At 68.4% G+C, this 12,971-nt stretch carries 12 protein-coding genes; 7 read left to right on the forward strand and 5 right to left on the reverse strand.

Going from position 1 to position 12,971, the window contains the following annotated elements:
• Positions 1–3: 3 nt before the first annotated feature.
• Positions 4–852: an esterase/lipase family protein gene (locus tag OO71_RS03630; protein ID WP_051790972.1), complete on the forward strand. Its 849-nt coding sequence runs from the start codon at positions 4–6 to the stop codon at positions 850–852.
• A 4-nt stretch (positions 853–856) separates the two neighbouring features.
• Here OO71_RS03630 and OO71_RS03635 read toward each other — a convergent pair whose 3' ends face one another.
• Both OO71_RS03635 and OO71_RS03640 read right to left on the reverse strand, forming a co-directional pair.
• Complete coding sequence (locus OO71_RS03635) at positions 857–1,501, reverse strand: NAD(P)-dependent oxidoreductase (RefSeq protein WP_033288158.1); 645 nt, start codon at positions 1,499–1,501, stop codon at positions 857–859.
• Positions 1,502–1,603: 102 nt separating this feature from the next.
• The gene (locus OO71_RS03640) at positions 1,604–2,719 is read right to left on the reverse strand and encodes a hypothetical protein (protein WP_033288159.1); all 1,116 of its coding nucleotides are present in this window, start codon (positions 2,717–2,719) and stop codon (positions 1,604–1,606) included.
• Positions 2,720–3,025: 306 nt separating this feature from the next.
• Between OO71_RS03640 and OO71_RS03645 the strand changes: the two genes are divergently transcribed.
• From OO71_RS03645 to OO71_RS03665, 5 genes are all read left to right on the forward strand, one after another.
• Positions 3,026–3,634 carry a 50S ribosomal protein L25/general stress protein Ctc gene (locus OO71_RS03645; RefSeq protein ID WP_033288160.1) on the forward strand — a complete coding sequence of 203 codons (609 nt, stop codon included), beginning with the start codon at positions 3,026–3,028 and terminating at the stop codon, positions 3,632–3,634.
• Between the two features lie 10 nt (positions 3,635–3,644).
• Positions 3,645–4,238, forward strand: a complete 594-nt coding sequence (gene pth / locus OO71_RS03650; RefSeq protein ID WP_033288161.1) for an aminoacyl-tRNA hydrolase — start codon at positions 3,645–3,647, stop codon at positions 4,236–4,238.
• 577 nt (positions 4,239–4,815) lie between these two features.
• Positions 4,816–5,184, forward strand: coding sequence for a DivIVA domain-containing protein (locus tag OO71_RS03655; RefSeq protein WP_051790973.1), 369 nt, complete (start codon positions 4,816–4,818; stop codon positions 5,182–5,184).
• 563 nt (positions 5,185–5,747) lie between these two features.
• Positions 5,748–6,284, forward strand: a complete 537-nt coding sequence (locus OO71_RS03660) for a DUF4365 domain-containing protein (RefSeq protein ID WP_033288162.1) — start codon at positions 5,748–5,750, stop codon at positions 6,282–6,284.
• The gene (locus OO71_RS03665; RefSeq protein WP_084144680.1) at positions 6,277–7,452 is read left to right on the forward strand and encodes a hypothetical protein; all 1,176 of its coding nucleotides are present in this window, start codon (positions 6,277–6,279) and stop codon (positions 7,450–7,452) included. Before OO71_RS03660 ends, OO71_RS03665 begins: the two co-directional genes overlap by 8 nt.
• Positions 7,453–7,792: 340 nt before the next feature.
• Here the strand turns inward: OO71_RS03665 and OO71_RS03670 are convergent, their stop codons facing one another.
• The 3 genes from OO71_RS03670 to OO71_RS03680 are packed head-to-tail and all read right to left on the reverse strand — an operon-like array spanning position 7,793 to position 12,306.
• Positions 7,793–9,481, reverse strand: coding sequence for a fatty acyl-AMP ligase (locus tag OO71_RS03670; RefSeq protein WP_033288164.1), 1,689 nt, complete (start codon positions 9,479–9,481; stop codon positions 7,793–7,795).
• Positions 9,482–9,537: 56 nt separating this feature from the next.
• The gene (locus OO71_RS03675) at positions 9,538–11,307 is read right to left on the reverse strand and encodes an ABC-F family ATP-binding cassette domain-containing protein (protein ID WP_033288165.1); all 1,770 of its coding nucleotides are present in this window, start codon (positions 11,305–11,307) and stop codon (positions 9,538–9,540) included.
• 30 nt (positions 11,308–11,337) lie between these two features.
• Entirely contained in the window at positions 11,338–12,306 is a 969-nt protein-coding gene (locus OO71_RS03680; protein ID WP_033288166.1) for a 4-(cytidine 5'-diphospho)-2-C-methyl-D-erythritol kinase, read from the reverse strand.
• A 119-nt stretch (positions 12,307–12,425) separates the two neighbouring features.
• Between OO71_RS03680 and OO71_RS03685 the strand changes: the two genes are divergently transcribed.
• Positions 12,426–12,965: a hypothetical protein gene (locus tag OO71_RS03685; protein ID WP_063739996.1), complete on the forward strand. Its 540-nt coding sequence runs from the start codon at positions 12,426–12,428 to the stop codon at positions 12,963–12,965.
• The last annotated feature ends 6 nt before the right edge of the window (positions 12,966–12,971 follow it).

Below are 12,971 nucleotides of genomic sequence, written 5' to 3' on the forward strand. Positions count from 1 at the left end.
CCGATGAGGCTGCGTATCGCACTGGCCGCCGCGGCACTGCTGACTGCCGCGTTCGCCACTCCTGCCCAGGCCGCGAGCGGCGGGGTCAACGATCCGTCCTGCCGCCCGAGCGCTGCCCATCCACGGCCGGTGGTCTTCCTGCACGGACTCGGCGCAACGTCCGATGAGGACTTGAACTTCCTGCAGGAACACGTTGCCGCGCAAGGGTATTGCACGTTCAGCCGCACCTACGGCGCGTACCCGCAGTTCCCCGTGGTCGGCGGGCTGCGCCCGATTGCCGACTCGGCCAGGGAAATCAAGCAGTTCACGAGTGAAGTGCTCGCGCAAACCGGGGCGCGGCAAGTGGATCTGGTCGGCCACTCCGAGGGCGGATTCCAGTCCCTGTACGTCACGAAAACCCAGGGCATCGCAGACCGGATCGGCTCCGTGGTGGCCATCGCACCGCCAACGCACGGCACCACTTTCGCCGGTCTGACCAAGCTGGCGTACCTGCTGGGCCAAGCCGAACGCGACGCAGTCGGCCAAGCCCTCCGCACGCTCGGCTGCCCGGCCTGCGACGACCTGATCACCGGCGGCAGCGCCGTGCAGACGCTCACGAACGGCCCCATCGCACAGCCCGGCGTGCGCTACACCGTGATCACTTCCCGCTTCGACGAACTCGTCACGCCCACCGAAACGTCCTTCGTGCGTGAGCCGGGCGTCACGAACGAATACGTCCAGGACACCTGTCCGTTCGATCCCGTCGGACACGTCGGCGAGGCCTACGACCTCAACGTGTGGCACCTGGTCACCAACGCGCTCGACCCGGCCCACGCCACGAAGTTCTTCTGCACCGCCGGTTCGCCCGGCTGAATCCTCAGTACGCCACGGTGAACCGGGCGCGCGAGTGCTTCGGCGTCTCGATCTCGTCGACGAACGCAATGGCGAGGTCAGCACCGCTGATGTGCGAACGGCCGTCGGCGTCGCTGACGAGCACGTCACTGCCCAGCCGGAATTCGCCCCTGCGCTCGCCCGGGATCCAGGCACCGAACTCGGCCGCCGGGCTCACGTAGAACCAGTCGATGTCCGAAGGAAGCTCACGCATCGCCTCCAGGACGAGGACGTGGCTGCCCGCCTCCTCCTTGTACTCCTCCGGGAATTCCGGAGTGTCGATCAGCCGCGGCCCGTCGTCGCTCACGCGCAGTGAACCCGCGCCGCCCACGATCGCCAGCCGCGCATCGGCCGCACGGGCCGCGTCGACCAGCGTAGGCAGCGCGTCCACCAGGCGGCGCCCTTCGTCGTCCGCCCGGCCCGGCGTCGCCACCACGATCACGTCCGCGCCCTTGGTCGCCTCGTCGACGAACGCGGTGTCGTGCATCGACCCCGCCCGCGCCTCGACGTCGTCCGGCAGCCCGTCGGCCTTGCGCGCGACGCCGGTCACGGAATGCCCGCGCCGCACCGCCTCATCGGTGATCCGGCTACCCGCGAACCCAGTCGCGCCGAATACCACCAGCTTGCTCATTTTCCGCTCCTCGAAGGAAGATCCGTCCGGTCGGCGCCGATGGTAGAGACGGATCTTCAGCTACTTCAACGAAAGCAACGCACCTCGAGGTGAGCGTGCAGGTCAGCCGCCCAGCGCGGCGAATGCCTTGGCCAGCTTGGCTTTCACGGCGTTCGCGTCGACCGGCGACCGCACCTCGCCGACCGCGGTCGGCTTCGCCAGCACCTGGTAGCTCGCGGTGCGGTTGGGCAGGCTGAACTTGACCGCGCAGGACATGGTGATCGTCGCGTCGGCGGCCGCGTCGCCTTCGGTCGTGCAGGTCTGCGCGCCGAGCGTGTCGGCGCTGACCTCGACGGTGAGCTTGATGTGCACCGTCGGCTTGGTACCCGGCTGGCTGCCGACGACGCTGTTCGAAACGTCCACAGTGGTCGTGCAGGAGCCGACGAAGTCCTGGCAGTTGAGCTTGTTGTTGCGCACCGTGACGCTGGCTTGGGCGAGCCCGTCGAACGGCTGGCCGACCGCGTCGACCGCGGCGTCGAACTCGGTGTGGAACGTCTTGACCTCCGGCCCGGTCAGCGGCCGGACACGGAAGCTCGCGCCGAGCTTCGGCCCGCCGAGCGGGTCGAGCAGCGCGGGGGCGAACCCGGCGACGCGATGCGGGGTGGCGGTGGTCACCTGCAGTGCCCCGCCCAGCTGGTACACCTCGGTGCCGTCCGGCAGCTTCTGCGTCTGCGGTTCCCCGGTGCCGAGCCCGGCGAGCGCCTTTCGCAGCCCGGCGGCGAGCTTCGACGGGGCGAGCTTGGCGGCCGGGTCGACCGGCAGTTCGGTGCCGACGGTACGCACCCAGCCGGTGCCGTACTGGGTGCTGTTCTCCTCCAGCCCGTGCGACTTCCAGTAGTCCGCGTCGGCCGCGAGGTACACCTGCCCGCCGGGTTCGGTGATCCGGACCTGACGGCCTTCCATCGGCAGCGTGCCGAAGCCGTCGCCGTCGCGCGTGACGCGGAACGTGAGCGTCTGCGGGTTGCCTGCGCCGTCCTTGACCGTGGCGTCGTACTGCAGCGCCGGCGCCGTTTCCAGAGCCTGGAGCGCCGCGTCCACGGCCGCCTGCTGTTGCGCGCGGCGGTCGGCCACCTGCTGGTCGGCAGCAGAAAGCCCCGCGGTGCCGGTCACCGCGACCTGGCAGCCCGCGAGAAGCCCGCCCAAGAGCACCAGTGCCGCCGCAGTCCATCGAGCTCGCATGTCGCCCCTCTTTCCGCGGGAATCATGCCATCCCGGCAAGGGGGACGGCGGCATGGGAATTGTGTCGTGACCCACCTGTGTGCAGAGACCCGGTGCAAGACCGTCCGGACCGGCTGGTTTACACTTGCGGGGTTGTCTCGGCGAGGCGGGTGCACGCACGCGTGCCCGGCGTGATCGACGCGGCGGCTCGAGAAGCCCCGTGGCCCGGCACGCCCGGAACCTCGCCGCCGTGCACAACCGCCCCCGGGCAGACGACGATCCCCGCCGCCCCTGCCGCACGTCGTGTGATTGAAGGAGTGCTACACCGTGTCCGAGGTACGTCTTTCCGTCGAACCGCGCACCGAGTTCGGCAAGGGTGCCGCCCGCCGCACCCGTCGCGCCGGCAAAATCCCCGCGGTGCTCTACGGGCACGGCTCGGACCCGCGGCACTTCGCGCTGCCGGCCATCGAGTTCGCCCGCGTCGTGCGCGAGAACGGCACCAACGCCGTCATCACGCTCGACCTCGAGGGTTCCAGCGAGCTGGCGCTCACCAAGACCATCGTGGTGCACCCGCTGAAGAACTACATCGAGCACGTCGACCTGCTGGTCGTCAAGCGCGGTGAGAAGGTCACCGTGGACGTGCCGGTCGCCGTCACCGGCACCGCCGCCCCGGGCACCCTGGTCGCCCAGGACCTCGACACGATCCAGGTCGAGGTCGAGGCGCTGCACATCCCGGACCAGTTCGAGGTGTCCGTCGAGGGCATCGAGGCAGGCACCCAGATCACCGCGGGCCAGGTCACCCTGCCGGCGGGCGCGGAGCTGGTCACCGACCCCGAGGCGCTCGTGGTGGCCGTCAACGAAATGCCGCGCGGCGACGCTGCGGACGAGGCTGGCGCCGAGACCGCCGAGGAAGCCCCGGCCGAAGCGGCCGAATAAGCTTTACCGCGTGACTGAAGACCTGCCCGGGGCCGGCGAGCTGATCCTGCTCGCCGGCCTCGGCAATCCCGGGCCTGCGTACGCGGGCAACCGGCACAACGTCGGGTTCATGGTGCTGGACGAACTGGCCACCCGCATCGGCGGCAAGTTCAAGGCCCACCGCAGCGGCGCCGAGGTACTCGAGGGCAGGCTGTCCGGCAGCCGCGTGGTGCTGGTGAAGCCGAGGTCGTTCATGAACCTGTCGGGCGGCCCGGTGGTCGGCGCGGCCAGGTTCTTCAAGGTCCCGCCGTCCGGGGTCGTGGTGGTGCACGACGAGCTGGACGTCCCGTTCGGAGCGCTGAAGCTGAAACTCGGCGGCGGGGACAACGGGCACAATGGGCTGCGGTCGATCACGAAGTCACTGGGTACGCGTGAGTACTACCGCGTGCGCTTCGGCATCGGACGGCCACCGGGTCGGCAGGATCCGGCGGATTTCGTGCTGAAGGACTTCTCGACGGTGGAACGCAAGGAACTCCCGTTCGAGGTGGACCGCTGCGCGGATGCCACGGAGGCCCTGGTGGCGCGGGGGTTGGCGGCGGCACAGAACGAGTTCCACGCGGCCTGAGGTTTCGCTTCCCGGCTTGCGTGATCATCCGGCGGCTGCGTTTCGTGGTTTGGTGATTGTCTGGTGGGTTCGTTTCGCGGGCCGGTGATTGTCTTGTGGGTTCGTTTCGCCGTCTGGCGACCATCTGGTGGATTCGTTTCGCCGTCTGGTGATTATCTGGTGGGTTCGTTTCGCGGCCGGTGACCATTGACGTTGCGGTCCTGGCTTGGGTCGGCGCATTTCGGGCTTCTCGGCTACCTTCGCCGCTCGTCACCGCCCCCTCGCCACTCCGCCCACCACCGTCGCCACCCTGCACGGCCACCTTCTTGACTCCGCCCGACCCGGTCGCCACCCTCGCACGCAGCCACCTTCTCCGTCCCGTTTGACCCGTCGCCATCCCGCGAGCAAGTACCTGACCAGGCGTTGCTCTCTGTGGGTGAGCAACCGTGGCGCTCCGTAGTTTTCTCTCACTCGATGGGCGGCTTCTGCCTCCCTGATCGAGTCGTCCGGACGGCTGTGCCCTTCCCGACTTCCCCGTGACCGGTTAGGACGGGAATCAGGAGTTCGCACCCCCCGACCCTGAATCGGAGAATGATCCATGTCGTTCACCGCCGAGGACCTCACCGAGGTCACCTTCGGTAACGCCCCGATCGGCCGCCGCGGTTACGCCAAACACGAGGTAGACGACTTCGTGGGCCGCATCGCGAAGACGATCGCCGACGAGGACGACCTCACCGCCGCGGAGGTCCACCACGTGCTGTTCTCCAAGCCGCTGATCGGCAAGCGCGGCTACGACGAACGCGAGGTAGACGAATTCCTCGACGAAGTGGAAGCCCAGCTGGCCGACCGCTCAGGCCGCCGAGCCCCGACGGTCCCCGGAGCCCGCGACCAAAGCGAGGCGACCACGGAACGCGCCTTCCACACCGCGCCGAGGGAACCAGCCGCGGAGCACTTGCCAGGCCGCTGACACCTAACGCGCGCAAGGTCCCCTCGCACTCCCCGCACGAGTGGCCCTTTCGCACACGGTTCCGCTGCGCGAGAGGCTCTTTCGCGCCGCGGCCTCCGCACGAGGTAACCCATTGCGCCGCCAATCGGGGCGGGTGGTCCCTCGCACTGGTCAATCCGTATGAAAGGTCCGTTCGCATCAATTGAGCGAGCACTCATTTGATTACGTACTTGTGATCCAGGGCAGGCGCCTGCCAGAACCGGTCCGTATGGGACCAGAACCTCTGGGACCCGTCCCATGGTCGAGACACGTCACGGAGGGACGCTACCTGGGGGAACGTCAGTTCCCCCAGGTACGACGGGTTGCTCTGCAGCCCGTCCCCACCTGACAGACGGCCGTTGTGCGTCACCGAAGTCGAGATGGGGAGCCGCCTGCTGCCACGGGTTGTCCTCCTGGGCCAGTATTCATTCCACCTTGTAGGGGACAGCGGGTGCCACAGTCGGCTCGATGTTGGTCTGGGCAGGGAAGCCAGTACCCGAGTTCACGCCAATGACGGCTACCCAATGTGGCCCAGGTATTCGACGATGGCGATCATGGGTGGGAGTCTTGCCACGAAGGACGTTGCGACCTTGGACGAGAACCGGGCGAAATCTCGGTTCGGTGTCGCGTACGTTCGGGCAGTATGCAGTCAGGCCGGTGTCGGTTTCGGGGAAACAAGCCCGGACGAGGACGTACTCGCCGTCGACGGCCAGGTCGAGTTCGCGGTCGCTCCGGCCAAGGTGCAGGTCAAGTGCACCGGCCGGTTCCGAATCAGTGGCGGCGCAACAGCGACGTGGCCGATTGACGATTCCTGGCACCGGAACTGGAAGCGCAGCGGCCTGCCTGTCTATTTTGTCCTCGTGATCGTCGACCCGGACAAGCGGGTGTCCTGGCTGCATCATCACGACGCGGCGACTCTGCATCATGCAGCTGCATTCTGGGTACGGGTCGACACCTTGGCAACCGGCGAGAACATCGTCGTCCCGAAGACACAGCGGTTGACGGCCGACACACTCCGGTTGTGGGCCGAGGAGGTCGAAGCTAGCTTCACCAGCGGGAGAGGGGGCGGTCCGGTTGTCTGATGTCGTCGTACTGCCGCCGGTCGCCGACGTCGTGACTTACCTCCGCATACACGGATGGTTGTCGAGCCCGCCCGGGCCCGGCGGCACTTTGTGGGTCAAAGGCGAGGCCCGGATCGAAGTGCCGGATGAACCAGACGACGCGCTGCTGGAATCGGTCTTACGGCGACTCGCCAACGTTGAGGACCGCAACATCAAGACGACGGCCGAGGCGGTGCGGTACGTCCGATTCGACGTCACACATATGCGCGCGGTGAACGATTACCGCATCATCGACAAGATCCCTCTCGAAGCAGCGACGAAGCTGATCGGTTCGGCGCGGAAAATGCTTCGGGCCACCGCAACGACAGCACGCTGGGAGCGCGCCCAGATTGGCAGCAGCTATTCACGGATCGGCGACGAGGTAGTCCGCGAAGCCTTCATGGGACACACAGAGCGCGGGTCATTCGTCATCCCGGTACTGGTGCCGATTCGCGAACCGGAGCCGCCGGACCCCGCTCGGCCAACCTTGTTCGACAGCCACGACGAACCTGTGGTGTACGACGCAGCGGCGGAGCCATTCGAGCGCCGGGTTGTCCGGACGTTCGCCCAGTCGATGCAGGCGGTGCACGACCTCGTCGTGGATCCCGACCGAACCCCGACGACCGACCACATCCACGAACTTGTGTACCGGGGCGTCAGCCGGGAGTTCTGCGCTGGCCTGGCCAATGTGCTGGAGGCAAGCGCGATCGGCGAATTTGAGACCCGCGTGGAATGGGCTCCTGTGGTGCCCGCTCCGGACACCATGCCGCGGCGGGTTTCGATCAGTGCGGAATCGGCTGACCTGGTTCGGCTCGTCGCCGAGCGATTGCGCCAGCAGCTTCCGCCGTCCCTGCAAGTGTTCTCCGGCACCATTGTGTCGTTCCGTCACGAGAATCCCGAAGATCCGTTCGGCGAAATAGGAGTGTCCACCATCAGGCGTGGCCGGGCGTCGGAGATCAAGGTGCGGCTACCCCTGGCGACCTACCGCGAGGCCTGGGAGTGGCACAACGCCGGCCGTGCTGTTCTTGTCGAGGGCGTGATCCGTCGCTTGCCGGGCAAGCCCAGCATTGTGGACGCACCGGCGCGGGTGCACCCCGTCGACGACCTGGTCATTCCTACTTCTTTCCCCGGGCCTGGCGCGACCAGCTGAGGCGGATGGATCTTGGCGCGCTAGGGAAGGGCCGCCGCTGCGACGTCGCATGAACACCGTGGCCCATCCGAGCTAGTCGGCCGAGATCCGCACGCGGGGTTCGGGCAGCTTCCGAACCGAAACCGTTGGACACCGTCGTGTGGGCGGCAGTCGGCTGGCACGATTGTGCACTTGACCTAGCCGTCGTAAGTCATCCGTTTGGTCGGCATCTGCAAGCCCGCGTTAGAGGTCCCGTCGCACCAGGCAGCCCGGGCGACAGGTCCGTTCGCGCATGCAGTCCTGCGCAAACGGCCGTGTCGTCACTAAGGTGGCACGAAAGGCCCCCCAACACCCACCAACCTCAAGACTCAGCCGACCGAGCAATCCTCTCCGCATATTGCACCGCAGTAGCCGCCCGTTTGACCTTCCCCGACGGTGTCTTCGGCAAGCTCCCCGCCGGGAGGACCACCACTGCGAACGGCCGCATGTCCACCGCGTCCCGGACCCGGGCCGCGATGGCCTTCGACAGCCGGGTCTCTTCATCCCCCGAACCGGCCAGCTTCGACTCCACCACCACCGCAAACCGCTCCCGGCGGCTGCCCGCATCCAGCCGGACTGCGACCGCGTTACCCGCTCGTACCCCGTCCACCGAGCCCGCCGCCCGTTCGATGTCCGTCGGGTACAGGTTGCGGCCGCCCATGATGATCACGTCCTTGCGGCGGCCGCAGATCACGATCTGGCCGTCCACGAGATACCCGAGGTCGCCGGTCTTCATCCAGCCGTCCGCGTCCTGCGTGGACAGCGGGCCGTCCACCGTCAGGTACCCCGGCGTCACTGCCTCGCCGCGCAGCCGGATTTCGCCGACCTCCCGGTTGCCCAAGCGGCGGCCCGCGTCGTCGACGATGTCTGCCTCCAGGCCGTCCAGTGGGCGGCCCAGCAGCGCAAACGCGCGCACCGCATCGGTTCCCCGGCGCGGATCGGCCGCGGGTACCGGCACTGCGCGGTTGTCCGCCTCCAGCGCGTCCGCCTCGACGACGTCCAAGGTCAGCCCCGTGAACAGCGGCGCGAACGACACCGCCAGCGTCGCCTCTGCCATGCCGTACGCGGGAAACACGCACTCCGGCGGCATCTTGAACCGCTTACCCGCGTCGACGAACGTCTGCACCGCCGTCTCGTCGATCGGCTCCGCGCCGTTGAGGGCGATCCGCAGCGTCGACAGGTCGTAGGCGTCGTCGTCCTCGACGCGCGCCATTCGCTTGCCGACGATGGCGTACGCGAAGTTCGGCGCTGCCGTCGTCGTCCCGCCGTACTTGCTGATCAGCTCCGGCCAGATCAGCGGTCCGGTGAGGAACTCGACCGGCGTGATCTTCACCAGCTCGACACCGAACGTCATCGGCACCGTCAGAAACCCGACCATGCCCATGTCGTGGAACGTCGGCAGCCAGGACACCATCACGTCGCGCTCGAAGTCGAACTCCGCGCGGTCCACCATCGCCTTGACGTTCGTGTACAGGTTCCCGTACGTGATCCGCACGGCCTTAGGCTCCGCGGTGGACCCGCTGGTGAGCTGCAGCAACGCGGTGTCGCCCTCGGCGGTCGGCACGATCTCGGCGAGCGGCGACGCGGCGGCCAGCTCGGTGATCACCGAGTACTGGATGCCCTTCTCCGCCAGCACTGGCGCGAGCTGGTCGAACGGCTCGCCCAGCAGGACGAGTTCGGCGCCGATCATGCGCAGCACCTTCACCGTGTCCTCAGCCCATTCGGCGAGGTCGGTGCGCGCGGTCGGCTGGTGCAGCATCGTGACGCTGCCGCCGGTGAGCCACACCGCCTGCACGGTCGGCGCGATGAGCACCGGCGCCGCGGCCAGCACCGCCACCGCGCTCCCCGGCGCCAGCCCGCCGGAAACCAGCCCACCTGCGATCGCGCGCGCCTGCTCGTGCACCTCGGCCCAGGTCCGGCGTACCGGCTCGCGTGGTTCCCCAGTGACCATGCCGCGCTGCTGACCGCGCCCCGCCGCCGTACTGACGAGCGTGTCCACAAAACGACTCATGGCCGCAACATTACTGTCTGGTTGTCAACGCCCGCCTGCTGTGGCGTGAACAGTGCTCATTCCAGCGCTTCGGACGTCTCCAGCCAGCGCGCCTCGACGTCGTCCTTCTCCGCGTGTACGGCCTTCAGCTCGGCACCCAGATCGATCAGCTTCTCCGGATCCGTGGCCGCCTCGGCAAGTGCCGCATGCAGCTTCTCCTCGCGCTTGGCGAGCTGGTCGAGCTTACGCTCCAACCGGCCCAATTCCTTCTGCGCCGCACGGATTTCCGCCGCGCTGCGCTTGGCCTCGGTCTTCTCCGGTGCGGGCGTTTCGCGACGCGGCACAGCATCTTTCATGCTCGCGCGCCGCTGCAGGTACTCCTCGATCCCGCCCGGCAGATGCGTGACCCGGCCGTCGCCGAACAGCGCGTACGTGGCGTCGCAGACCCGCTCGACCAGGTACCGGTCGTGCGAGACCACGACCATCGTGCCCGGCCAGCCGTCGAGCAGGTCCTCGAGCTGCTGGAGGGTGTCGATGTCCAGGTCGTTCGTGGGCTCGTCGAGCAGCAGCACGTTCGGTTCGGCCATCAGCAACCGGCACAGCTGCAACCGGCGCCGCTCGCCGCCGGACAGGTCACCGACCGGCGTCCACTGCCGCGCCGCCGGGAAGCCCAGCTTCTCGCCCAGCTGCGACGCCGACATCTCCTGCTTGCCGAAGACAACGCGACCCGCGACCTGCTCGATCGCCTGCAGCACCCGCAGATCGGCGGGCAGGTCGTCGAGTTCCTGCCGCAGATGCGCGAGCGCGACCGTCTTGCCCTGTACGCGCCGCCCGGTCTCCGTCCCGACGTCGCCGCCCAGCAGCTTGAGCAGCGTCGTCTTCCCGGACCCGTTCACGCCGACCAGCCCGATCCGGTCGCCCGGCCCGATCCGCCAGGTCACGTGGTCGACCAGGGTCCGGTCGCCGACCGTGAGCGAGACGTCTTCCAGCTCCAGCACCGTTTTGCCGAGCCGCCGCTTCGCGAACGCCATCAGCTCGACGGAATCGCGCGGCGGCGGAACGTCGGAGATCAGCGCCTCGGCCGCCTCGACGCGGTAGCGCGGCTTCGACGAACGGGCCTGCGGACCGCGGCGCAGCCACGCGAGTTCCTTGCGCGCCAGGTTCTGCCGCTTCTCCTCCGCCGACGCGGCGAGCCGGGCCCGTTCGGCCCGCGCGAAGATCCAGTCGGCGTAACCGCCTTCGTACTGCTCGACCCGGCCGTTCGCGACCTCCCAGGTGAGCCCCGCGACAGTATCGAGGAACCACCGGTCGTGCGTCACCACCACGACCGCGATCCGCCTGGCCAGCAGGTGATCGGCGAGCCAGCGGACGCCCTCGATGTCGAGATGGTTGGTGGGCTCGTCGAGCACCACCAGGTCCAGCTCCCCGGTGAGCGCGGCGGCGAGCGCGACGCGACGGCGTTCGCCGCCGGACAGGTTCGCGGTTGGCGTCTCGAGCCCGATCGCGGTGATGCCCAGACCGTCCACAATGGAGCGGACCCGCGCGTCGGCGGCCCATTCGTGCTCGGCGCCGTACCGCTGCAGCACCACATCCGCCACGGTACTGCCCGAAGGCAGTTCGGTGCGCTGGGTGACGACGGCCATCCGCAGGTCGCGCATGTGGCTCACCCGGCCGGAATCCGGCTCGCTGAGTCCGGAAAGGACTTCGAGCAGGGTCGTCTTCCCGCCGCCGTTGAGCCCGACCACGCCGATCCGCTGCCCCTCCGAAATGCCGAGGGAGACGTTGTCCAGCAACGGTTTCACACCGTAGGCCTTGCTCACCGACTCCAGGTTGACCAGGTTGGCCATCCGGATCCTTTCCACAATGGAGGTGTTGGTTCAGGCGTGCACGCGCGGGGGCACGTTGCGCGGGGCGTCGTCGCCGCCGACCACGCGAGCGCCGGGTACCGGGCCGTGCGCGACCCGCACCGTGCGGCACACCCCCGCGCCGGACAGCTCGGCAGCGACCTCGACCGCGGAATCCGCGTCGGCGCACAGGAATGCGCACGTCGGCCCCGAGCCGGACACGCATCCGGCGAGCGCACCCGCGTTCACCCCGGCCCGCAGCGTGCGCCGCAAACCAGGGCGGAGGGACACCGCTGCCGCTTGAAGATCGTTGCCGAGCAACAGGGCGAGCTGCCGTGGGTCACCCGACGCGAGCGCCTCCACCACCGGCGTATGCGACCCGATCCGCGGCGGCTTGCCTTCCTCCCGCAACCGGTCGAGCTCCCCGAAGACTTTGGGGGTGGACAGGCCTTTCTCATCGAAGGCCAGCACCCAGTGGAACGTGTGCCGCGCGAGGACCGGCACGAGCTGCTCGCCGCGTCCGGTGCCGAGCGCGGTGCCGCCGTAGAGCGCGAAGGGCACGTCGCTGCCGAGCCGCCCGGCGATGCCGGCGAGCTCGTCGCGGGTGACGTCGAGCTTCCAGAGCGTGGAGAGCCCGACGAGCGTCGCCGCGGCGTCCGCGCTCCCGCCTGCCATGCCGCCGGCGACCGGAATGCCCTTGCGCAGCACGATCCGCACCTTGGGTTCGCCGGAGTCCGGCCGCCCGGCGTAGGTGGCGAGCTCGCAGGCCGCACGCCAGGCGAGGTTGGTGCCGTCGGTGGGCACCGTGCGCTCCCCCTCGCCGAACACCTCGACCCCGGGCTCGTCCGTCGCCGCGACGGTGACCTCGTCGGTGAGCGAAAGCGCCTGGAAGACGGTGACCAGCTCGTGGAACCCGTCCGCCCGCAGGTCGCCGACGGCCAGGTGCAGATTGACCTTGGCCGGGACCCGGACGGTGACTGGTGGTGGTACGACGGCGAGCACGAGTCCAGCCTACGTGCCTGCTTCCCGCCGGTCCCCACCAGGAGAAAACGGCGCAGCGAAAGTCTTCCGGAGCCGGTACCGCGCTGGACGGGAGAGTAGTTTGGAAGTAATTTGGAAGTATGGCCGGGCTGGACGTCAACATCTCCGAGCTGTCCCTGCACCCACGCCGGGTGGTGGAGCAGCTCGAACGTTCCCCGAGCCGTTCCGTGCGCATTCGCCGTCGCGAGAAGGACCAGCAGGACCTGGTGCTGGTCACCGCAGAGCGCGCCGAGCAGGTGGTCGCCGCCGCCTCGGCCACCACCAAGATCTTCGTGGAGCTGATGCGCCGCAGCGATCTTGCGGTCACGCTCGCCACGGAGGTGCTGCCCGCCGCGTTCCCGTGGGTCCGGTACCTCCCGAAGGAAGACGTGCAGAGGTTTGTCGCCGAACTGGTCGAGACCCTGGAACGCGCGGACTCTCTCGGCAATCCGGCACCGGTCGCCACCCTCGTGGCCGCGTGGAAGCAGACCGCCGAAGTCCACGCGGATCCGGAACTTGCGGCGATCCTGGGCCAGGAAGGCAGTGCCTTCGGAGGAACACGGCCACCCGGGAAGCCGTCGCTACGCGAGTCTCGCCCGTCCAAAGTGGACGGAACAACCGGGCCAGGACGCGTGTCCTGAAGCTTT

Source organism: Amycolatopsis jejuensis (genome assembly GCF_000717335.1).
In the GTDB taxonomy this organism is placed as follows: Bacteria; Actinomycetota; Actinomycetes; order Mycobacteriales; family Pseudonocardiaceae; genus Amycolatopsis; species Amycolatopsis jejuensis.

Coding starts and splice junctions, on each gene's coding strand:
- OO71_RS03630 (WP_051790972.1), top strand. CDS start 4: ATGAGGCTGCGTATCGCACTGGCCGCCGCGGCACTGCTGACTGCCGCG.
- OO71_RS03635 (WP_033288158.1), bottom strand. CDS start 1,501: ATGAGCAAGCTGGTGGTATTCGGCGCGACTGGGTTCGCGGGTAGCCGG.
- OO71_RS03640 (WP_033288159.1), bottom strand. CDS start 2,719: ATGCGAGCTCGATGGACTGCGGCGGCACTGGTGCTCTTGGGCGGGCTT.
- OO71_RS03655 (WP_051790973.1), top strand. CDS start 4,816: ATGTCGTTCACCGCCGAGGACCTCACCGAGGTCACCTTCGGTAACGCC.
- OO71_RS03660 (WP_033288162.1), top strand. CDS start 5,748: ATGGCGATCATGGGTGGGAGTCTTGCCACGAAGGACGTTGCGACCTTG.
- OO71_RS03670 (WP_033288164.1), bottom strand. CDS start 9,481: ATGAGTCGTTTTGTGGACACGCTCGTCAGTACGGCGGCGGGGCGCGGT.
- OO71_RS03675 (WP_033288165.1), bottom strand. CDS start 11,307: ATGGCCAACCTGGTCAACCTGGAGTCGGTGAGCAAGGCCTACGGTGTG.
- OO71_RS03685 (WP_063739996.1), top strand. CDS start 12,426: ATGGCCGGGCTGGACGTCAACATCTCCGAGCTGTCCCTGCACCCACGC.